The organism is Arthrobacter sp. SPT-J7 (assembly GCF_059089965.1).
On record NZ_JBNHFF010000011.1, the window covers coordinates 116786 to 136996 of the forward strand.

The 20211-nt window shown below is 65.8% G+C and carries 19 protein-coding genes; 6 read left to right on the forward strand and 13 right to left on the reverse strand.

The genetic code is table 11. The features are described 5' to 3' along the window. Nucleotides 1-38: 38 nt before the first annotated feature. The 7 genes from AC5RWX_RS16365 to AC5RWX_RS16395 form a co-directional block, all read right to left on the reverse strand. Nucleotides 39-812 carry an SGNH/GDSL hydrolase family protein gene (locus AC5RWX_RS16365; protein WP_493939217.1) on the reverse strand — a complete coding sequence of 258 codons (774 nt, stop codon included), beginning with the start codon at nt 810-812 and terminating at the stop codon, nt 39-41. Between the two features lie 92 nt (nt 813-904). Further along, a complete protein-coding gene (locus tag AC5RWX_RS16370) occupies nt 905-1243 on the reverse strand; it encodes a YnfA family protein (RefSeq protein WP_136785727.1) in 339 nt (112 codons plus the stop codon). Nucleotides 1244-1283: 40 nt separating this feature from the next. Beyond that, nucleotides 1284-2639 (reverse strand): transaminase, encoded by a 1356-nt coding sequence (locus AC5RWX_RS16375; protein ID WP_493939218.1) that lies wholly within the window; start codon nt 2637-2639, stop codon nt 1284-1286. 44 nt (nt 2640-2683) lie between these two features. Beyond that, nucleotides 2684-3481, reverse strand: coding sequence for an ABC transporter permease (locus AC5RWX_RS16380; protein ID WP_493939219.1), 798 nt, complete (start codon nt 3479-3481; stop codon nt 2684-2686). 11 nt (nt 3482-3492) lie between these two features. Then, on the reverse strand, nt 3493-4443 hold the full coding sequence (locus AC5RWX_RS16385; RefSeq protein WP_493939220.1) for an ABC transporter permease: 951 nt from the start codon (nt 4441-4443) through the stop codon (nt 3493-3495). Further along, complete coding sequence (locus AC5RWX_RS16390) at nt 4443-5606, reverse strand: ABC transporter ATP-binding protein (RefSeq protein WP_493939221.1); 1164 nt, start codon at nt 5604-5606, stop codon at nt 4443-4445. The genes AC5RWX_RS16385 and AC5RWX_RS16390 overlap by 1 nt, the downstream gene beginning before the upstream one ends. Continuing rightward, on the reverse strand, nt 5606-6829 hold the full coding sequence (locus AC5RWX_RS16395; RefSeq protein WP_493939222.1) for an ABC transporter substrate-binding protein: 1224 nt from the start codon (nt 6827-6829) through the stop codon (nt 5606-5608). Before AC5RWX_RS16395 ends, AC5RWX_RS16390 begins: the two co-directional genes overlap by 1 nt. A 377-nt stretch (nt 6830-7206) precedes the next feature. Here AC5RWX_RS16395 and AC5RWX_RS16400 point away from each other — a divergent pair, with 377 nt between their 5' ends. Then, entirely contained in the window at nt 7207-7701 is a 495-nt protein-coding gene (locus tag AC5RWX_RS16400) for an Lrp/AsnC family transcriptional regulator (protein ID WP_493939223.1), read from the forward strand. 74 nt (nt 7702-7775) lie between these two features. After that, entirely contained in the window at nt 7776-9164 is a 1389-nt protein-coding gene (locus AC5RWX_RS16405) for an aspartate aminotransferase family protein (RefSeq protein WP_493939229.1), read from the forward strand. A 104-nt stretch (nt 9165-9268) separates the two neighbouring features. On the opposite strand, the gene AC5RWX_RS16410 is transcribed toward AC5RWX_RS16405, so the two are convergent. Further along, complete coding sequence (locus AC5RWX_RS16410) at nt 9269-9817, reverse strand: hypothetical protein (protein WP_493939224.1); 549 nt, start codon at nt 9815-9817, stop codon at nt 9269-9271. Between the two features lie 24 nt (nt 9818-9841). Beyond that, nucleotides 9842-11212 carry an NAD(P)/FAD-dependent oxidoreductase gene (locus AC5RWX_RS16415; protein ID WP_493939230.1) on the reverse strand — a complete coding sequence of 457 codons (1371 nt, stop codon included), beginning with the start codon at nt 11210-11212 and terminating at the stop codon, nt 9842-9844. A gap of 195 nt (nt 11213-11407) precedes the next feature. Between AC5RWX_RS16415 and AC5RWX_RS16420 the strand changes: the two genes are divergently transcribed. Further along, nucleotides 11408-12148 (forward strand): alpha/beta fold hydrolase, encoded by a 741-nt coding sequence (locus AC5RWX_RS16420; RefSeq protein WP_493939225.1) that lies wholly within the window; start codon nt 11408-11410, stop codon nt 12146-12148. Here the strand turns inward: AC5RWX_RS16420 and AC5RWX_RS16425 are convergent. Further along, entirely contained in the window at nt 12145-13182 is a 1038-nt protein-coding gene (locus AC5RWX_RS16425) for an LLM class flavin-dependent oxidoreductase (RefSeq protein ID WP_493944959.1), read from the reverse strand. The two genes, AC5RWX_RS16420 and AC5RWX_RS16425, sit on opposite strands and share 4 nt — an antisense overlap. A gap of 169 nt (nt 13183-13351) precedes the next feature. Between AC5RWX_RS16425 and AC5RWX_RS16430 the strand changes: the two genes are divergently transcribed. Continuing rightward, complete coding sequence (locus AC5RWX_RS16430) at nt 13352-15352, forward strand: acyl-CoA dehydrogenase family protein (RefSeq protein ID WP_493940811.1); 2001 nt, start codon at nt 13352-13354, stop codon at nt 15350-15352. 10 nt (nt 15353-15362) lie between these two features. On the opposite strand, the gene AC5RWX_RS16435 is transcribed toward AC5RWX_RS16430, so the two are convergent. Then, the gene (locus tag AC5RWX_RS16435; protein WP_493940812.1) at nt 15363-16241 is read right to left on the reverse strand and encodes a hypothetical protein; all 879 of its coding nucleotides are present in this window, start codon (nt 16239-16241) and stop codon (nt 15363-15365) included. A 107-nt stretch (nt 16242-16348) separates the two neighbouring features. Between AC5RWX_RS16435 and AC5RWX_RS16440 the strand changes: the two genes are divergently transcribed. Then, nucleotides 16349-17521, forward strand: coding sequence for an acyl-CoA dehydrogenase family protein (locus AC5RWX_RS16440; protein WP_493940813.1), 1173 nt, complete (start codon nt 16349-16351; stop codon nt 17519-17521). 97 nt (nt 17522-17618) lie between these two features. Here the strand turns inward: AC5RWX_RS16440 and AC5RWX_RS16445 are convergent, their stop codons facing one another. After that, nucleotides 17619-18659, reverse strand: coding sequence for a DMT family transporter (locus tag AC5RWX_RS16445; RefSeq protein ID WP_493940814.1), 1041 nt, complete (start codon nt 18657-18659; stop codon nt 17619-17621). A gap of 146 nt (nt 18660-18805) precedes the next feature. Between AC5RWX_RS16445 and AC5RWX_RS16450 the strand changes: the two genes are divergently transcribed. Next, on the forward strand, nt 18806-19549 hold the full coding sequence (locus AC5RWX_RS16450) for a MerR family transcriptional regulator (protein ID WP_493945026.1): 744 nt from the start codon (nt 18806-18808) through the stop codon (nt 19547-19549). Between the two features lie 78 nt (nt 19550-19627). Here AC5RWX_RS16450 and AC5RWX_RS16455 read toward each other — a convergent pair. Next, a partial coding sequence (locus AC5RWX_RS16455) for an HNH endonuclease (protein ID WP_494097613.1) occupies nt 19628-20211 on the reverse strand: 584 nt, incomplete at its 5' end.

Consider the following 20211-nt stretch of genomic DNA (forward strand, 5'->3'; position numbering starts at 1 on the left):
CCCGCCCGTTTGGCCTTGGCCCGTGCGTTTGGCTTTGTTCAGGCGGTGGCGTGCAGCCCGGTCAGCTGCGGATACTTCGGCGTGAGCGAATCACCGGAGGATGTGCCGCGAAGCCGCCGCCCGAGCCACGGGCCCACGTACTCGCGCGCCCAACGGACGTTGGCGACCATGGCAGCGCGCCGGGACAGCACTGCCAGATCCGGCAGCGTCGGCAGATCGATCACATCCTCCGCTTGCAGCACCTCCAGCACCTTTTTGGCCATCAGGGTGTGGCCAGCGGTGGACATGTGCAGCCGGTCGGCGTCCCAGTAGCGCCAGTCGCGGAAATCGCGCATCCGCCAGTAGTCAACGATCTTCGCTCCGTGCAGGTCGGCGATCTCCCGCACCCATTCGTTGTAGATGGCGGTGCGGCCCCGGGTCTTGCCGAAAACTGCCGAGGCGACGCTGTCAAAGCCGGTGAACAGCACGACGTCGGCGCCGGTGGCAGCCAGCCTGCCGACGCCCGCCTCGTAGCCGGCCATCAGCGCGTCGATGTCTACCCGCGGGCGCAGAATGTCGTTGCCGCCGGCGTAGAGGGTGACCAGGGTCGGCTTGAGCGCGACGGCGGCGTCCACCTGTTCGTCCATCACTTGGGCGATCTTCTTGCCCCGGATGGCCAAGTTAGCGTATCCCCAGCCGGAGTCGGCCAGCATGAGCTGCTCGGCCACCCGGTCGGCCCAGCCGCGCACTCCGTTAGGCAAGGTGGGGTCGTAGTCCCCTACCCCTTCAGTGAACGAATCCCCCAGAGCCACAAACCGCTGTGTAAATGTCACCGGAACAGATTAACAAAGAACGGCTCCGACTGCGGCCGGTTTATCTAGCCACCGGGCCGGCGCAGTCCGTTGTCGTCGGCAGGCGCAGTCATTCAACTGCCGCTGCGCGGGGCGTACATGATGACCGCGACGCCGGCGAGCGCGATTCCGGCCCCGATGTAGTCCCAGCGGTCCGGCTGGAATCCGTCCAGCAGCATGGCCCACGCCAGCGATCCGGCGATGAACACGCCGCCGTAGGCGGCCAGCACCCGGCCGAAGTTGGCATCCGGCTGCTGCGCGGCAATGAAGCCGTAAAGGCCCAGTGCCATCACGCCGAGGCCGGCGAACCACCAGGCCCGGTCCTCGCGCACTGCCTGCCACACCAGCCATGCTCCGCCGATCTCGGCAACGGCGGCCAGGACAAACAGGATGGCGGATTTAGCGATCGTCATGCAGCCATTGTCCCAAGCCGCCGGCCGGGTCGGTGCGTCGTCAGCGGCCGGTCAGCTCGCGGATGGCTTCTTCGAAAATTTCGTGATGCCGTGCCACGTCGGCACTGGTGGTCTGCGGGCACATGAGCGCCATGTTGTGGAATGGCGTCAGCAGGATCCCGCGGTTGGCCAGATACAAGTGCAGGAAGTCTTCCAGCGCGCCGTCATGGCTGGCCGCCGAATCGGTGCCGTTCCGGGGCGCCGGGTGGGCGAATCGGTATTCGGCACGGGCGCCCAGCTGGGAAACTGACCAGGGCAGCGAATACGTGTCGATCACCCTCTGAATGCCGGCGGCGAATTCGGTGGCACGGCCGATCATCGATTCGAAGGCCTGGTCCGTCAGGACGTGCTCCAGCGTGGCGCGCATGGCTGCCACGGACAACGGGTTTCCGGCCAGGGTGCCGCCGACACCGCCCATGTCCACCAGGTCCAAGTCGGCCCGGTCCAACGCCCGCTCGGCCAGTTCGGCGCTGAGTCCGTAGGCACCGCACGGAATGCCGCCACCAATGGACTTCCCGATCACCACGATGTCCGGCTCAAGCCCCCACGCTGCCGTTGCGCCGCCGGGGCCGGCGGAGAAAGTATGCGTCTCGTCGATGATCAGCAGCGTCCCGTGCCGGCGGGTCAGCTCCCGCACCCCCTGCAGATAGCCCGGTTCGGGCAGCACGATGCCGATGTTGGTCAGTGCCGGCTCCATCAGCACCGCGGCCACGTCGCCGTGGGCCAGCTGCCGTTCCAGGGCCGGGAGATCGTTGAACTCCGCCACCCTGCTGGTCTCCGTCACATCTACCGGCGCCCCGACATTGCCCGGGCGGCTCATCCCCTCGCCGTCGGAACCGGCCACGATCAGCGACTCGTCCACCGACCCGTGGTAGCAGTACGGATGGAACAAGATCTTGCCCCGGCCGGTCATTGCGCGGACCAGCCGGATGGCCCAGCGGTTGGCGTCCGTGGCCGTGAGCGAGAAGCTCCAGCGTTCCACGCCGAACCGCCGCGCCAGCTCGGCCCCCACCCACTCGGCATCGGCCGTCGGCAGCATGGTCGCCAGCCCGCCGTCGTCGGCGGCCCGCCGGATGATCGCGTCAACGGTGGGCTGAGGAGAATGTCCAGCCATCGCACCGGTGTCCCCCAGCGCGAAATCGATGTACTCGAGGCCGTCCACGTCCCACACCCGGCAGCCCCGCGCCCGTTCCACATACAGCGGGAAGCCGCCCGCCTTCTTGTTCATCCACGTCATCGGGACTTTGCCGAAGAGGTGGGCTGCGCCGTCGTACAGTGCTTTGGACTGGGGGTGCTTGGCTTCGAAGTCCCGCCGCTCGCGGTCGAACAGCTCAGCCAGCCGGTTCCGATCGATCATGAAGTGCTCCTCTCAACAGGCCGGCAGCGCCGGGCGACGGGGCGTCAGCGAGCGGCCAGCATTTTGCGGCGGCGGTGTGCCAGGATCTGGCCGCCGATCACGATCAGCAGCGCGATGATGAACATTGCCGAACCGATCACATTGGCCTGCGCAGGAATGCCGCGGGTGGCGGCCACGTAGATGAACTTCGGGAAGGTGTCCACATTGCCGGAGTTGAAGTTGGTGATGATGAAATCGTCGAAGCTGATCGCGAAGCTCAGCAGGCCGGCCGCCACGATGCCCGGCAGCAGCAGCGGGAAGGTCACCCGCCAGAAAGCCTGCATCGGCGAGGCGTACAGGTCGGCCGCTGCCTCCTCCAGCTTCGGGTCAAGGCTGGCCACGCGCGCCTTGACCGTCACCACCACGAACGAGATGCAGAAAACGGTGTGCGCAATGATGATGGTTCCCTTGCCCAGTTCTGCGCCCACGTTGAGGAATTGCGCCAGCAGTGAGGCGCCGAGGACAACCTCCGGGGTGGCCAGCGGCAGGAAGATCAGCATGTTGGCGGTGGCATTGAACCGGAAACGGTAGCGCACCAGCCCGATGGCGATGGCCGTGCCGAGGAGGACGGCGATCAGCGTCGCTGTGGCACCGATCTGCAAGCTGTTGCCCAGCGCGGAGCAGACTTCCGGAGCGCCGCACGGATTGCGCCAGTTGTCCCACGTGAAGCCGCGCCAGGTGAGGTTGGTGCGCCCGGCGTTGTTGAAGGAAAACGCGAAGACGTAGGCGATCGGGACCAGCAGGAAGATGAACGCCAGTCCGCCGATCACAGGAACCAGCCAGCGGCCGAAGGAGTTTTTCACCGTGTTTCCCCTTACAGCAGTTCTTTGGTGCCGAAGCGGCGGACGTAGATGAAGACCAGGGCGAGGATCGCCAGCATCAACACGAAGGACAGTGCCGAGGCGCCGGGATAGTCCACCACCCGGAAGAACCGGGAGTCAACGACTTGGCCGATCATGGTGGTGTCCCGGTTGTTGCCCAGCAGTGCGGCGTTGATGTAGTCCCCGGCGGCGGGAATGAACGTCAGCAGCGTCCCGGCGATCACGCCGGGCATCGACAGCGGCAGCGTCACCGTCCGGAAGGTAGTGAAGCCGCTGGCATACAAATCGTTTCCGGCCTCGATCAAGCGGAGGTCCAGCCGTTCCAGGTTCGCGTAGATGGGCAGGGCCATGAACGGCAGGAAGTTGTAGGTCAGGCCGCAGACCACGGCGAAGGCGGTGGCGGTGAGCCGTCCGTCGTCGGGCAGCAGGGCGAAGGTGCGCAGCACGGAGACCACCGGCCCCTCATCGGCGAGGATCTGCTTCCACGCCTGCGTGCGCAGGATGAAGCTGGTGAAGAACGGGGCGATGATCAGCACCAGCAGAATGCCGCGCAGCAGGGCGTGATTGCGTAGCCTGACCGCAATCAGGTAGGCCATCGGATAACCGATGGCCAGCGCCGCGGCCGTCGCGATCAGGGCGAAGCCGAAGGAACGCAGCAGCTCCGGCCAGTAGCTGCCAAGCATCCGCACATAGTTGTTGAATTCCAGCGCCGGAACAAACTGGCCGATGTCCGCCCCAGGCGGCTTCGTATAGAGCGACGTCGCGAGCAGCGAGAACACGGGAAGCACAAAGAACAGCAGCAGGAAGACGAACCCCGGCAGGATCAGCCAGTAACCCATCCGCCCCCGGCGGCGCTCCGCCTTCAGCTCGTCGCTGCCGGGACCGCCGTTGCCGTGCGCGTCCGGTGCCGGCGTCTGGTCCGCCGTAGTGGTCTGGGTGCTCATCAGTCGTCAGCCTCGGGCGCCCCGTATTGTGCGTCTTCGGCGCCGCCCAGCCCGAAGGCGTGCTCGGTGTCCCAACTGAGCGCCACTCCGTCGCCCGGCTGGGCCAGCTGCTGGCCGTGGTTCTGGCTGAAGACACCCAGGGTACCGATCCCCGGCACATCCACCAGGTAATCGGTGCTGACCCCGGTGAATGAGGTGTCCAATACCGTACCGTGCAGGACGTTGGCTGCATCTGCCGGTGCGTCCTGCGGCCACATCATCCGCAGCTTTTCCGGCCGGATGCCGATCAGGGCCTTGCCCTGGTGGACGGTGGCGCGCTCCTTGAGCACGGCCAGCCTGTTGCCGTTGGCATTAACGACGACGGCGTCGCCGCGGTCCTCCACGATGTCGCCGGCGACCAGATTGGACTTGCCCAGGAAGTTCGCCACGAAGACGGTGCGCGGCAGTTCGTACAGTTCGCGCGGGGCGCCCATCTGCTCCACCTTGCCGGCATTCATCACGGCCACGGTGTCCGCCATGGTCATGGCTTCCTCCTGGTCGTGCGTGACATGCACAAAGGTCAGGCCGACCTCGGTCTGGATCTTCTTCAGTTCCACCTGCATCTGCCGGCGCAGCTTCATGTCGAGGGCACCCAACGGCTCATCCAGCAGCAGCACGGCCGGGTGGTTGACGATTGCGCGCGCCAACGCCACCCGCTGCTGCTGTCCGCCGGAGAGCTGGGCCGGCCGGCGTGCGGCCAGGTGCGAGAGCTCGACGAGCTCCAGCGCCGCCTGGGCTTGTGCCCGGGCATCGCGGACCTTGCGGCGCCTGAGCCCGAAGGAGACGTTGTCCAGCACGCTCATGTGCGGGAACAGCGCGTAGTTCTGGAAGACCGTGTTGACCGGACGCTGATGGGCGCTGGACCGGCTGATGTCCTTGCCGCCAATGCTGATGGTTCCGGAGGTGGGCTGCTCCAGTCCGGCCACCATGCGCAGCGTGGTGGTCTTGCCGCAGCCGGAGGGCCCGAGCAGGGCGAAAAACTTCCCTGCCGGGATCGTCAGGTCAAGGTCCTCCACCGCGACGAAGTCGCCGAACCGCTTGGTGATGGCTGCCAGCACCAAGTCCGCTCCGCTCTCTTCGCCGACGGCGCTGGCATTCTCTGTCCGCAGGGGTGCCTGAGTCATCAGTTGCCAATCGTCTGCTGGAACCGGTCGCTGAAGTCGGTTTCCTCATCGGCTTCCAGGCTGCGGAACACGCTGACCCTGGCCAGGTCCTCCTCGGTCGGGAAGATCAGCGGATTGTCCACCAGCTCCGGATCGATCTTCTCCATGGCTTCCTTGGCGCCCTCCACCGGGCAGATGAAGTTGACGTAGGCGGCGACGGTCGCTGCGTTCACCGGGTCGTAGTAGTAGTCCATCAGGGCTTCCGCATTCTTCTTGTGCGGCGATCCGATCGGCACCATCAGATTGTCAGACCACAGCGTGCCGCCGCCTTCCGGAATGGCGAATTCCCATTTGTCGCCTTCCTCGAAGTTCAACTGGGTAATGTCGCCGGACCAGCAGAGCACCGCGAGCGCGTCGCCGGAAATCAGGTCTTCCTTGTAGGAGTTGCCCTTGACCTGCCGGATCTGGCCACTGGAAATCTGCTTCTGCAGGACCTCCAGCGCGGCGTCGTATTCCTTCGTGCCCCAGTTGCCGGAGATGTCCACGCCGTTATCCATCATCAGCAGGCCCATCGTGTCGCGCATTTCGTCCAGCACTTCCACGCGTCCCTTGAGCTCCGGCTTCCACAGGTCGCTCACGGTCTTCAGACCGCCCGGAACGGCTTCCTTGTTCCAGGCGATGCCTGCGTAGCCGGACTGCCAGGTCAGGGAATTCTTCCGGCCGGGATCGAAGTCCACGTCCTGCAGGGCCTTCAGCAGATTGGCCGCATTGGGAATGTTTGCGTGGTCCAGTTCCTGGGTGTAACCCAGCCGGATCAGGCGCGCAGCCATCCAGTCGGTCAGCGTGATGATGTCCTGTCCAATGTCCTGCCCGGCGGCGAGCTGGCCCTGGACCTTGCCGAAGTAGGTGTCGTTGCCGTCAATATCCTCGGAGTAGCTGGCCTTGATGCCGCTCTGCTTGCTGAAGGCCTCGAGTGACGGGTACGTCTGGTTGGAGTCGTCGTAGTCCAGGTACAGGGTCCAGTTGGCCCAGTTGACTACCTTTTCCTGGTCCGAGACGTCCTGCGCCGGCGTCAGGCCGCCCGCAGCGCTGGTGTTTGACGAGCTGCCGGTGCCGCCGGTGCCGCAGGCGGCAAGCAGCCCGGCCAGGGTCAGTCCTCCGGCGCCCATCAAAACGTTGCGGCGGGACATCTGCGCGGCAATCAAGCCGCGCAGGCGTGGGTCTTCAGGTAGTCGTTTCGGCATCTGATGCTCCCCGGTCGTCGGAAGTGGACCTCGCTTGGTGCGTTGATACTCGCAGACACCGGAGGACCCGACAATAGTTTCAGTTGTAAATATTTGGTTACACGACGGAATCCGAAGCGGGTCCCGCCCCCTGAGTTGCGATTTCCCTGTCCCTGCGCGATGCACCCGCGAAGCATGCACCGCGGGACCGGATTGCCCGCACCAAGAAGCGTCTGTGACCCGCTTCACATCAGATAGTAACCACAAGGAGTTTGTATTTCGATAGCTAGAGCTGCATATTTTTTCGAATCCACTACTTGCGCAACCCCCAGACAACGGATTCAATAGCAAGCAGTCCCGCCGATGGCGGAGATCCGTTTCACAGGAGGTGGATACGCTTGACCTTGCTCCCCAGTGCCGGGCACGGCCACAACGGCAATTCCCACAGCGCTGCGGTTGACGAGGTCTCCAAAGCCATCATCGAGCAACTACAGGAAGACGGCCGACGCTCCTACGCAGCGATCGGAAAGGCCATTGGCCTTTCGGAAGCGGCGGTACGGCAGCGCGTGCAGAAGCTGACTGACGCCGGCATCGTACAGATCGTTGCGGTGACCAACCCGCTGCAGCTGGGCTTCGCCCGGCAAGCCATGCTGGGCATCAAGACCGCTGCCGACCTGCTGGAGGTGTCGGACCAGATCGCCGCACTCGACCAGGTGGTTTACTGCCTGGTCACCGCCGGGTCATTCGACATCCTGGCCGAAGTTATTTGCGAAAACGACCAGGATTTGCTGCGGCTGGTCAACCAGATCCGCGACATTCCCGGCGTCCTGAGCACCGAAACATTCATGTACCTCTCGCTGCGCAAGCAGGAATACAACTGGGGAACCCGATGACACAAACATCCGCATCGCCAAGCACCAGCATTCAGGGCCAAGGCACACCGGCCGGAACCACCACCGACGCACCGATGCGCCGGAGTTACACCACGCCGATGGGAACGGACCGCCAGCAGGCGGCCCGCGACCATTTGTGGATGCACATGGCCCGCCATGCCCCGCTGGCCGCCGGAGGCAACGTTCCGGTGATCACCCGCGGCGAAGGCCACCTGATCTACGACGACCAGGGCCGCGAATACATTGACGGGCTGGCCGGGCTCTTCGTGGTGCAGGTAGGCCACGGCCGCGAAGAACTAGCCCAGGCCGCCGCCCGCCAGGCCAAGGAACTGGCCTTTATGCCACTGTGGTCCTACGCCCACCCGGCCGCCATTGAACTGGCCGAGCGCCTTGCCCATCATGCCCCGGGCGACCTGAACCGGGTCTTCTTCACCACCGGCGGCGGCGAAGCCGTGGAATCGGCGTGGAAGCTGGCCAAGCAGTACTTCAAGCTGCAGGGCAAACCCAACAAGACCAAGGTGATCTCCCGCGCCGTCGCCTACCACGGCACCCCGCAGGGTGCGCTCTCCATCACCGGCATCCCGGACATGAAGGCACCCTTCGAACCGCTGGTCCCGGGCGCCTTCCGCGTGCCCAATACCAATCAGTACCGCGCCCCGGAGGGGCTGGAGGACCCGAAGGCATTCGGCCGCTGGGCTGCCGACCGGATCGGCGAAGCCATCGAGTTTGAAGGTCCGGACACCGTCGCCGCGGTGTTCCTGGAACCGGTGCAGAACTCCGGCGGCTGCTTCCCGCCGCCGCCCGGGTACTTCGAGCGGGTGCGCGAAATCTGCGATGAATACGACGTCCTGCTGGTATCCGACGAGGTGATCTGCGCCTTCGGCCGGATCGGTTCCATGTTCGCCTCCACCGATTTCGACTATGTGCCGGACATGATCACCTGCGCCAAGGGCATGACCAGCGGTTACTCACCCATCGGTGCGATGATCGCTTCCGACCGGCTGTTCGAACCCTTCAAGCACGGCGACACCACCTTCTACCACGGCTACACCTTCGGCGGGCATCCGGTCTCGGCCGCCGTCGCGATGGCCAACCTGGACATCTTCGAGCGCGAAGGCCTCAACCAGCACGTCAAGGAGAACGCCCCGGCCTTCCGCAAAACCTTGGAGAAGCTGCTGGATCTGCCGATCGTCGGGGATGTCCGCGGCGAGGGCTACTTCTACGGCATCGAGCTGGTCAAGGACAAGGCCACCAAGGAAACGTTCAACGACGAAGAATCAGAGCACCTGCTGCGCGGTTACCTGTCCAACGCGCTGTTCGACGCCGGCTTGTACTGCCGCGCCGACGACCGCGGCGACCCTGTGGTCCAGCTGGCACCGCCGCTGACCGTGGGCCAGCGCGAGTTCGACCAGATTGAGCAGATCCTGCGCTCCGTGCTGGTGGAGGGAATGAACCACCTCTGACCAGCCCCCTAACCCCCAAGGGGAGGAGCCCGACCTTGGGATGAGAAGGCGGCGGGTGGCTGGCTGGGAGCCGGCCACCCGCCGCCGTTGTTTAAGTTTTGGCGTTAGATGTCGCCGCGGACCTGCCGCAGCCAGACGCGCCGCGCGTCCAGGAACGGTTCGATGTTCTCCACCCGCCGCAGCTGCACCTGATCGGGGTCGAGCCCGGCGGCTTCGATGATGATGCCGTAGCCGTCACGCTCGGCTCCGGCCCACCATTTGCCGCCGTCCTGCCAGAGGGCAAACTCCACTTCTTGACCGTCGACGGCGATGCCCACCATCCGCGGCTCCTGGAGCTCCAACTCGTTGAGCTTTTGCCGGAAAGAGTCCTCGTCCGACACCATCGGGCCCGCCCCCAGCCGCATCGTTCGGATGCTCTGGTTCACGCCGTGCACGGTGGTCAGGACCTGGGCATGGGGCAAGCCCAGGCCAGGATCGCCATGCAACAGCCCGTGCGGGCCGTTATCGTCATTCCATTCCCCCACCATGGCGGGGCCGTCCCAATCGGCGAGGGCGAAACAGGGCAGCTCGGGGAACGTCTCCCGGATGCGCTGTTCACCTTCCGCCACCATGGCCCAGAAACCGTCCGGCCCCACCTGTCCGTCAACGCCCATGGAGTCATTATGGCAGCGGATCGGTCAGCCGCGCCCGGAAACTTTGTCGGCTGCCCGGGCGATCAGCGAGGTGGATTGCAGCCCGTTGGCCTCGGACCGGTCGGCCGCGTGGTAGGCGGCGTACATGGCCTGGACGGCGATCCAGCGCAGCGGTTCCACCTCCCAGCGGCGCACCTTCCGGTTCACCCACGGCATCCGCACCAGCTCGCTGCCCGGGTCCACGATGAGGTCGCGCAAGGTGCGGGCGGCCAGGTTGGTGGCGGCGACGCCGGTGCCCACGTAACCGCCTGCCCAACCCAGCCCGGTGCGAGGATCCAGGCCCACGGTGGCCTTCCAGTCGCGCGGGACGCCCAGCACCCCGGACCAGGCGTGTTCGAGGTGGGCGGACCGGGTGGCCGGGAACATCGAGTGCAGGATGTCGGCCAGCTGGGCGATGGTTTTGGGCTGTGTGGCGCCGTCGGCGTCCAGCTTGGAGCCGTAGCGGTAGGGCACGCCGCGGCCGCCGAGCGCGATCCGTCCGTCCGCGGTGCGCTGGGCATACATGTAGGCATGGGCCATATCGCCGAGCGTCTCGGCTTCGTCCCAGCCGATGTCAGCCCAGACGCTCTTCGGCAGCGGTTCGGTGACGATCATTGACGAGTTCATTGGCAGCCAGTCCCGGTGCGCCGATTTCAGCCCGGCGGTGAACCCTTCGGTGGCGCGCAGGATATACCGCGCCTGAACCGTTCCGCGCTCAGTGCGGGCCCGGCCTGGTGAGATGTCGGTGACGGTGGTTCCTTCGTACAGTCGCACTCCCATCCGCCGGACGGCGTCGGCCAGCCCGCGGACCAGCTTGGCCGGCTGGATCCGCGCGCAGTGCGGCTGGAACAAGGAACCCACTGCCCGGTCCACGCGGATGCGCTGGCTGGTCTCCGTTGCGTCCAGCAGCCGGGCGCCGGCCTCGGGCCAGACCGACTCCGCTGCGGCCCACGCCTGCAGCCGCTGCAGTTGCGCCGGGTTCCGGGCCACGATCAGTTCGCCGCCCTTATGAATGTCCGCGTCGATGCCTTCGGCGGCGGCCACCCGGATGACCTCATCCACGGTCTGGTTCAGCAGGGTCTGGAACCGGCCGGTCAGCTCGCGTCCGTGGCTGGCGGCGTAGCCCTCGCGCCCGCCGGTCATGCTGTTGGTCAGCCAGCCGCCGTTCCGGCCCGATGCGCCGAAGCCGGCGAAGCGGCTCTCCAGCACCACCACGTCAAGCTCCGGACGCGCCTGTTTCAGGTAGTAAGCCGTCCACAGACCGGTGTAGCCCGCGCCGACCACGGCGACGTCCGCCGTCGTGCTCTCCGTCAGTGCCGGGCCGGGCTCGGGCAGCCCGCCGTTGGCATACCAAAAAGACACTTCGCCGTTGACAATCGCCACACCAACTCCTTGTCCCGGCCACCGGATCAGCGGCCCGCTAGGGACAGGCTAATGGCAACGGCTACAGTTCGGCTTCAGCGGCCCGCCAGTACCTTATGCACGCCACCTTGCTTACATCGACGCCCGGATCCCGGACCAGGTCGCGCGACTCCACCCCATCGCCGGACGCGGCCCGTGCATAATCAAATCATGCCGCTTCCCATCGTCCTGCTCCACGGCTGGGCCTGTTCCGCCGGGTATTGGAAACCGCTGGCGGACCGACTCTGCGCAGGCGGCCGCCAGGTCGTGGCCGCGGACCTGCCCGGCTACGGCGGCGACCTTCCCGCGGGCTTCGACTGGACGGTGCAGAACGTTGCGAGCACTCTGGCCGAACAATTCGGCGACGGCCCGGTGCACTTGGTGGGGCATTCTCTGGGCGGAAGCATTGCCGCCACCATCGCGGCGCGCTTCCCAATCACGACGGCGTCGCTCACCTTGGTGGGGATGGTCCCGGTGGCACCCTCGGCGGCAACGGTGGACAAGCTGACCCGGCTGTTCGGCAGCGACTCTTCGGACCCGGAAGCCGACCTGGCCGCCGGCGAGGAGCTGATGGGTGCGTGGTTCCGCGGCGGCGCCGAGCCGCAAGGCGAGGACCGCGAAACGTTCCTCGCCCCCTTCAGGCGGCACCCCGCCGTCGTCCGCCAAAGTTTGCCGGCCGGAGTGACCGGCGCGGCGCCGGACGTGGCAGAGCTGGTATCGGCGCCCACCCTGGTGGTGACCGGCACGCAGGATCCCACCCGGCCGCCGGCCGCGGTCGCGGATTTTCTGGCCCGGCACCCGGGCTGGCGGCACACCGCGGTGCCGGACGCCGGGCACATGGTGCACTGGGAACAGCCCGCCGCCTCCGCGGAGGCGATCCTGCGGCACGTTGAGTCCGCAGAGAACAGCTAGGGCTGTTTGGCAGGATGGGTTTCGCGCTGGACCACCGGCATGATTTCGGTGGCGAGCAGTTCGATGGAACGGGCGGTGTCCGCGAACGGGAGCCCGCCGAGGCCCACCTGTGCCATGTAGCGGTCGTGGCCGAACAGCTGGTACTGCTCCATGATCTTGTCGATCACTTCCTGCGGGCTTCCGGCCAGGAGGCCCCCGCCGGGACCGGCCCACGCCTCGAAGGTCTCGCGCGGGAAAAGCCCTGCCGGCCGCGGCATGTTCTGCTCGAAGTAGGCGCGGTAGTACGGGTAGAACGTGTCGCGGGCCTCTTGGGAGGTGGGAGCCACGAAGAAGTGGCCGCCGGTTCCCACCGGCAGCGTGGCCGGGTCATGCCCGTGCGCGGCGGCGGATTCGCGGTAGTACTCAACGTGCCGGGTGAAGTGCTGCGGCCCGGAGAGCAGCGCCAGGTACAGCGGCAGCCCCAGCCGGCCGGCGCGCTCGAAGGAGGAAGGCGTGCCGCCCACGCCCACCCAGACCGGCAGCTTCTCCTGCAGCGGCCGCGGCACCACATCCATACTGCGGATGCTGTGGTGGTGCGTTCCGTTCCAGCTGAGGTTCTCCTGCTCGCGGGCGGCAAGCAGCAACTGCAGCTTCTCCTCGAACAGGCCGTCGTAATCTGCCATGTCGTACCCGAACAGCGGATAAGACTCGGTGAAGGCGCCCCGGCCGGCAATGATTTCTGCCCGGCCGCCGGACAGCAGGTCCAGCGTGGCGAACTGCTCGAACAGCCGCACCGGATCCTGGGTGGACAGCACGGTGACGGCGGTGGCCAACCGCAGCGTGGTGGTCTCGCGGGCGATGGCCGCCAGGACTACTTCGGGGGCTGAGATGGCGAAGTCCCTGCGGTGGTGTTCGCCGAGTCCCAGGAAGGAGATGCCCGCCTGATCGGCAATCTTCGCCAGCTGGACCAACTCCTCCAGACGCTGCCGGGGCGACAAAGCCCGACCGTCCGGGCCGCGTGTCAGTTCGCCGAAGGTGAAGATGCCGAAGTCCATTAATGCTCCCGGGGTCGCGTGCAGTGTTTTCCTTTAGTTGAAGCTTCAGGTAATCCGGGATATTCCCCGGGCCCTGAAATGACCCCTCGGCAAAAGAGCTACCGGGAAGTAACATAAGGGGACAGCACAGGGCCTGAAGCCCGGCAGGCCCGCGTCGAAGGGGACTGCCATGAGCGCCGAGACCGACCAGAAAAAAGCCAGCGCCAGCCAAGATGCCGCCGCAGGACCGTTGCCAGCCGAAGCGGGGACAGCCGGCCCGGCGGAAACGAGCGAACGTGACGCGCGCGAACTCGCCGAGGCAGCCCGCGAAACCGAATGGACCAGGCCGAGTTTCGCCAAGGGGCTGTACATGGGCCGGTTCGATATCGACCTGATCCACCCGCATCCGCTGCCGACCCCGTCGGAGCATGCGGCCGGCGAGTCGTTCCTGGCGAAGCTGGAGGAGTACGCCCGCACCATGGACGGGGCGCGGATAGAACGCGAGGCAAAGATCCCGGACGAATACCTCGCCGGTTTGGCCACGCTGGGCACCTTCGGCATGAAGATCCCGGTCGAATATGGCGGCCTGGGCTTGTCGCTGCTCTACTACGGCCGCGCCCTGATGCTGCTGGGCTCGGTACACCCTTCGCTCGGGGCGCTGCTCTCGGCCCACCAGTCCATCGGCGTTCCCGAGCCGGTGAAGGTCTTCGGCACCCAGGAGCAGAAGCGCGAGTATCTGCCCCGCTGCGCGGCCGGCGCCGTGACGGCGTTCCTGCTGACCGAACCCGACGTCGGCTCCGACCCCGCGCGGCTCGGCACCACCGCCACTCCCACCGACGACGGCGAGGCCTACCTGCTCAACGGCAGCAAACTTTGGACCACCAACGGCGTGATCGCCGAACTGGTGGTAGTGATGGCCAAGGTCCCGGAGCACGACGGCCAGCGCGGCGGCATCTCGGCCTTCGTCGTGGAAGCTGACTCGCCCGGCATCACGGTGGAAAACCGCAACTCCTTCATGGGACTGAGGGGCATCGAAAACGGCGTCACCCGGTTCGACAATGTCCGGGTCCCCGCGGCCAACCGCCTGGGCCGTGAAGGCCAGGGTCTGAAGATTGCCCTGACCACGCTGAATACCGGCCGCCTCTCCATCCCCGCGCTCTGCGCGGCCAGCGGCAAATGGTCGCTGAAGATCACCCGGGAATGGTCCAACGCCCGCGTACAGTGGGGCAAGCCCGTCGGCAAGCATGAAGCGGTCAGCAAGAAGATCGCCTTCATCGCCGCCGGCTCTTTCGCTCTCAACGCAGTCTTTGAGCTGTCTGCCGGACTCGCCGATGCCGGCATGAAGGACGTCCGCATTGAAGCAGCGCTGGCCAAGTTGTGGTCCAGCGAGTTCGCCTACAAGATTGCCGACGAACTGGTCCAGATCCGCGGTGGCCGAGGCTACGAGACAGCCGAATCGCTCGCTGCCCGCGGCGAACGCGCCGTGCCGGCTGAGCAGTTGCTGCGCGACATGCGGATCAACCGGATCTTCGAAGGCTCCACCGAAATCATGCATCTGCTGATCGCCCGGGAGGCGGTGGACGCGCATTTGTCCGCCGCCGGAGACTTGGCCTCGGCCGACGCCGATCTGCAGGCCAAGGCGAAAGCGGCCCTGGGAGCCAGCAGCTTCTACGCCAAATGGCTTCCCCAACTGCTCGCCGGCCAAGGCATGAACCCCAAGGCCTACAACGACTTCGGCCCGCTGGCCAAGCATCTGCGCTACATTGAACGTTCCTCCCGCCGGCTGGCCCGGCAGACGTTTCTCGGCATGGGCCGGTGGCAGGCGGGGCTGGAGAAGCGGCAGGCGTTCCTTGGCAGGATCGTGGATATTGGCGCCGAGCTCTTCGCCATGGCCGCCTGCTGCAGCCATGCCGAGATGCTCCGCAGCCAGGACCCGGCGCAAGGCAAGGCAGCGTACCAGTTAGCCGACGCCTTCTGCCTGCAGTCCAGGGAGCGGATCCACCAGCTCTTCGGCGAACTCTGGCGCAATTCAGACGCCAGCGACGGCAAGCTGGCCGCCCGGGTACTGGCCGGCGACTACACCTGGTTCGAAGCCGGCGCCCTGGACCCTTCGGAGGGGACCGGACCGTGGATCTCGGAACGCCCGACCGGGGCCTCCACCAAGGAGAACCTGCACCGCGCCTACCGCTGAATCAACCTGTCTACAGCAGCGGCCACACTCGGCGCTGCGCGTCGAAGACGTCCCAGGCGCGCGGCACCAGGCCCAGCGACACGTCGCACATCTGCCGCAGCTGCTCCATGCTCCCGGCCCGGAAGGTGCCGGATTCACTGAACGGATCCGGGTAGCGGGCGCCGCCCATGGCCGCCCATTCCAGCCCGTGCGAATGGCCGCTACAGAACTGCCAAACATACATTAACGACGGCGGCAGGTCCTCGCTTCGCAGGTCTTTCAGGATCGACGTCTGGGTACGGTTCTTGGTGGCGTAGCCCCAGGACCTGTCGGCCTTCCGGGCAAAGATCGGCGGCAGCTCCAGCGACGCCGCCACCTCATTGACCGTTTGACGCAGCCCGTTGAAATACTCCATCGCCCCGGCATGCCGTTCCGGCCGAAAGTCCGCCAGGTAGGCATCCCAGAACGACGCCGCGTTGAACACATCCCGGGCAATGAGCACCAGACTGCGCCGGGCCCGCTCGGTGCCCTCGGCCGGCAGCAGCGCCCACAACACAGTGGAAGTGCACTCGATAACCGTCCGCACCAACGAGTACGGCGCATGCGTCTGCAGCCGATATTCCGCTGTTCCCTGCTCGCCATGTTCCTCAAACAACAGTCGGCGCAGGGCCAGCACATTGTCAGTGGCTGCCGCCAAGGACTGGCGCAGCAGGCTGCTCACACGTTGGGCCGCGGTGAATTGTTCGTCCAGTTGGGCCAGCGGAGATCCCGGTTCAACGGCTGCCTCGTCCCGCTGCAGCCATGGCTCCACGTCCTGCAGCATCTGCAGGATGGCCAACGCTGCCCGGCCTTCCGGGTCCGTTCCGCCAACCGATCGCATCTGGCCGAAGGAGGCACCGCCGTCGTCCATTGGCCCATGGTAGCGCCGCAACGGCGCGCCGTTCCTGCCAGAGGTTATCGTGGGAGCAACCGGCCGCCATCGAGCCGGATACGTTGTTCCGAGCGAAAGGGCTCCACTTGTCCGCTGAAGCCGATCTGATCAATCTCGACTCGCTGCTCAGTGATTCCGAGCTCACATTGCGGAACGACGTTCGCGCCTTCGTGGACAGCACAATCAAGCCGCAGATCGCCGGCTGGTACGAGAACGCCGTGTTTCCGCTGGAGATTGTGCCCGAGATGGCCAAGCTGGGCTTGCTCGGTATGCATCTGGAGGGCTACGGCTGCGCCAGCCGCTCCGCCGTCGACTACGGCCTGGCCGCTGCCGAACTCGAAGCCGGCGACTCCGGACTGCGCACCTTTGTCTCGGTGCAGGGTTCGCTGGCGATGAGCGCCATCCACAAACACGGCTCCGAAGAACAAAAACACCAATGGCTGCCGCAGATGGCCGCCGGCGAAGCCATCGGCTGCTTCGGCCTGACCGAACCCACAGCCGGCTCGGACCCGGGAAGCATGAAAACCTTTGCACGCCGCGACGGCTCAGGTCCCGACGCCGACTGGATCCTCAACGGTTCCAAGCGCTGGATCGGACTGGCCTCGGTGGCCAAGGTCGCGATCATCTGGGCCCAGACCGACGACGGCGTGCGCGGCTTCCTGGTCCCCACCGACACGGCCGGGTTCAAGGCCACCCCGATCGAACCCAAGCTCTCCATGCGCGCCTCGATCCAGTGCGACATCGAACTCACCGACGTCCGGCTCCCCGCCGATGCGCTCCTGCCCGGGGCTAACAGCCTGCGCGGACCGTTCGAGTGCCTGAACGAAGCCCGCTACGGCATCATCTGGGGCGCGATGGGCGCCGCCCGCGACGCCTGGCAGGCCGCCGTCGACTACTCCAAAGAACGCTTGCAGTTCGACAAACCGCTGGCCGGCTACCAGCTCACCCAGGAAAAGCTGGTCAACATGGCGCTCGAAATTAACAAGGGCTTCCTGCTCGCCCTGCACCTGGGCCGACTCAAAGACGCCGGCAACCTGCAGCCCCACCAAATCTCGGTGGGCAAACTTAACAATTGCCGGGAAGCCATCGAGATCGCCCGCGAATGCCGCACCATCCTCGGCGGCAACGGCATCACCTTGGACTACTCACCGCTGCGGCACGCCAACAACCTCGAATCCGTCCGCACCTACGAAGGCACCGACGAAGTCCACACCCTGATCCTCGGCCAGAAAATCACCGGCATCCCCGCCTTCCGCTGAGGTGGCGGTGGAGTACGGGGGTTCCGGCCCCGGCTCCGGTCCGCGGTCCGCCGGTCCGCCGTCGGCCGTCGGCCGGTCAACAGTCAGGCGGTCCGGGTCAGCCGGGTCGGCGCAGCCGGCCGGCACTCGCAGCAATAAGCAGGCCCACGCCGGTCAGTCCAATGCCCAGCAGCGTTTCCGGGCCGATCACGCTCCCCGCCGACGGCCAGAAAATATCCACGGCCAAAGCTCCGACCAACTGTCCGCCGATCACGGTCAGCGTCATCAGCAGCACGCCGGTGCTGGCCACACAGACGGTGGCAGCGGCCAGGATCATGGTGCCGAGCGGACCGCCAAGATACAGCCACCACTGCCCGGTGAGGAGGTCGGCCCGCCCGATGATAGCCGCCTGCACTATCCAGACCGCCAGCAGAGCCACCGTGCCGACACCGAAGTTCAGCAGCGTGGAAATCACCGGGCTGCCATGCGCCGTACCGATCTGACCCAAGACACCCTGCTGGACGCTCTGAAGCACCCCCGACACCAGTGGGATCAGCATGAACAACACCAGCGGTCCCGCTGCCGTCGATGACCCGAAATGGGCGCTGGCGGCGATGACCGCTGCCAGAAAGGCGAGCACAGCACCGGCTATCCGGGCCCCACTGACCGCAATCTTCCGGCCGGCTCCGATGCCCAGCCGGTCCATCAGCAGACCGGAAGCCATCTGCCCGGTCACGATCGCTATGGTGAACAGGGACAATCCGATCGGCCCCACAGTTGCCGCCTGTGCGAACACGTAAAGTGCCCCCACGACGCCGGCCAGCAGGTACCAGCGTGGGTATACGCCCCGACGCAGCAATGCTGGAACGGCTCGTAATTTTTGCCGCACCCTCGGCCGCAACAGCGTGAAAAGCACAACCGCCGCGAAGCCCGTGCCGAAGCTGACCAACGCTGCTCCCACACTGTCCTGCAGTTCAATTCCCAGCTGGCTGTTAAGCCGGCTCTGCACGGCTAGCCCCACTCCTGCCACCAGCGCTAACAGCAGAGCCAGCGGAACAGGCAATTGGATGCCCTCGCGTTGGGTGGAATTCCTTCCGCCTGGCACATGCACTCTCCCGCGGCTGCCGCGGGGAAATTCAGCGGGCCGGTCTGCGTGCACGTGCCGATGTTATCCCGCCAGTGGGTTCCTGTCTGCGCCTGCTAATGCTGGTTGACGGTATGCCGGAGGCATCCAACCGCACCGGCCTTGACCTTGACGCTACGTCAACCTTCATAGTGGTTGCTATGGGAATGGCACAGGTCAGGATGTATTCAATCCAGGAAGTCGCTAAGGCTGCCGGGACTACCAGCAGGACCTTGCGGCATTACCAGGACATTGGCCTGCTTGAGCCAAGCAGCACAGGCTACAACGGCTACCGCTATTACGACGACGAGGCCCTGCTTCGGCTCCAGCGGATCCTCCTGCTGCGCCAGCTTGGATTGGGTCTGTCCGAGATCAACAAGGTGCTGGAAGGCACACGAGATACGACGGCCGCTCTGCGCGGACATCTGGAACTTCTCCTGCAGGAGCGCGATCGACTAGAAAAGCAGATCGCCTCCGTACAAACCACTATCGATAGAACGGAAAGGGGCGAGCAGCTCATGGCCGATGAAATGTTCGACGGATTCGACCACACCCAATACAAGGAAGAAGTCGAAGAACGCTGGGGTAAGGACGCTTACGCCAAGGGCGACCAGTGGTGGCGCGGCATGTCCGATGCCGAGCGGACGTCCTGGAAGGAGCAATCCAAGCAATTGATGGCGGACTGGGTTGCCGCCGCTCAGTCCGGATTGGCTGCCGATAGCAATGAGGCGCAGGCGTTGGCGCAGCGTCAATTCGACTGGCTGTCCAGCGCCAACGGCGGCCAGAAAGTGTCCTTCGGTTATTTCACCGGGCTGGGTGAAATGTATGTGGCGGACCCGCGGTTTGGCGCCAACTACGGCGGCGAGCAAGGCGCGTCCTTCGTGCGGGATGCCATGAAGGTCTACGCCGGCAGACACCTAACATAGGCTCCTACTTGGCCTAGGCTCCGCAGAAGCGGCCTGGGAACCAATTGCTCTGGTTTATCCCCACGCCGCTCTTGACCCTCACGCGGCAGGGCTGATCAGCTCTTTCCGCGGGATATAGACAACCGCCCATCCGCTGTCAGCGCTGCTAGCAGGGCGACGCCCTTCATCGCGAGCACCCGTTTGCCGTAGGGCGGCGGCTTTCACCAAGAACCGCGCCTCTATGGCAGATTGCGTTCCTCGCGGAGCAACCACTGACCCTACCGTCTGCCCGTTCACCGTGGTGCCGGGCAGGGGTGGGGCGGTGGAGGTGTAGGTGTGGCCGGTCGGCGTGGTGGTCTCCACGCTGCGCGGGGACCCGGGGACGGGTTTGGCGGACCAGCCGTCGGCTTCCTTCGATTGGTTGCAGCGCTCGCACAGCCCCTGCCCGTTGGCCAGGCTGGTGGGTCCGCCGTCGGCGTGGGCGACGATGTGGTCGATGTGCCGGATCGGCGCATCGCACCAGGGTCCGGCGCAGAACGCGTCCCGGGCCATAACCATCCGCCGGATCCCGTCCGGGAACTTCCGTGCCTTCGAGTCCATGCCCAGCAGCTGCCCGGTTCCCGGCGCGGTATACAGCCGCCGGACCCAGACATCCTCCACCCCGCCGACCTTCAGGTTCCGCA

What these genes read in the sequence shown, in the direction of transcription:
- AC5RWX_RS16385 (WP_493939220.1), bottom strand. Translation starts at nt 4,443, where the DNA reads ATGAGCACCCAGACCACTACGGCGGACCAGACGCCGGCACCGGACGCG.
- AC5RWX_RS16425 (WP_493944959.1), bottom strand. Translation starts at nt 13,182, where the DNA reads ATGGACTTCGGCATCTTCACCTTCGGCGAACTGACACGCGGCCCGGAC.
- AC5RWX_RS16390 (WP_493939221.1), bottom strand. Translation starts at nt 5,606, where the DNA reads ATGACTCAGGCACCCCTGCGGACAGAGAATGCCAGCGCCGTCGGCGAA.
- AC5RWX_RS16435 (WP_493940812.1), bottom strand. Translation starts at nt 16,241, where the DNA reads ATGGACGACGGCGGTGCCTCCTTCGGCCAGATGCGATCGGTTGGCGGA.
- AC5RWX_RS16430 (WP_493940811.1), top strand. Translation starts at nt 13,352, where the DNA reads ATGAGCGCCGAGACCGACCAGAAAAAAGCCAGCGCCAGCCAAGATGCC.
- AC5RWX_RS16395 (WP_493939222.1), bottom strand. Translation starts at nt 6,829, where the DNA reads ATGCCGAAACGACTACCTGAAGACCCACGCCTGCGCGGCTTGATTGCC.
- AC5RWX_RS16420 (WP_493939225.1), top strand. Translation starts at nt 11,408, where the DNA reads ATGCCGCTTCCCATCGTCCTGCTCCACGGCTGGGCCTGTTCCGCCGGG.
- AC5RWX_RS16405 (WP_493939229.1), top strand. Translation starts at nt 7,776, where the DNA reads ATGCGCCGGAGTTACACCACGCCGATGGGAACGGACCGCCAGCAGGCG.
- AC5RWX_RS16410 (WP_493939224.1), bottom strand. Translation starts at nt 9,817, where the DNA reads ATGGGCGTTGACGGACAGGTGGGGCCGGACGGTTTCTGGGCCATGGTG.
- AC5RWX_RS16370 (WP_136785727.1), bottom strand. Translation starts at nt 1,243, where the DNA reads ATGACGATCGCTAAATCCGCCATCCTGTTTGTCCTGGCCGCCGTTGCC.
- AC5RWX_RS16375 (WP_493939218.1), bottom strand. Translation starts at nt 2,639, where the DNA reads ATGATCGATCGGAACCGGCTGGCTGAGCTGTTCGACCGCGAGCGGCGG.
- AC5RWX_RS16450 (WP_493945026.1), top strand. Translation starts at nt 18,806, where the DNA reads ATGTATTCAATCCAGGAAGTCGCTAAGGCTGCCGGGACTACCAGCAGG.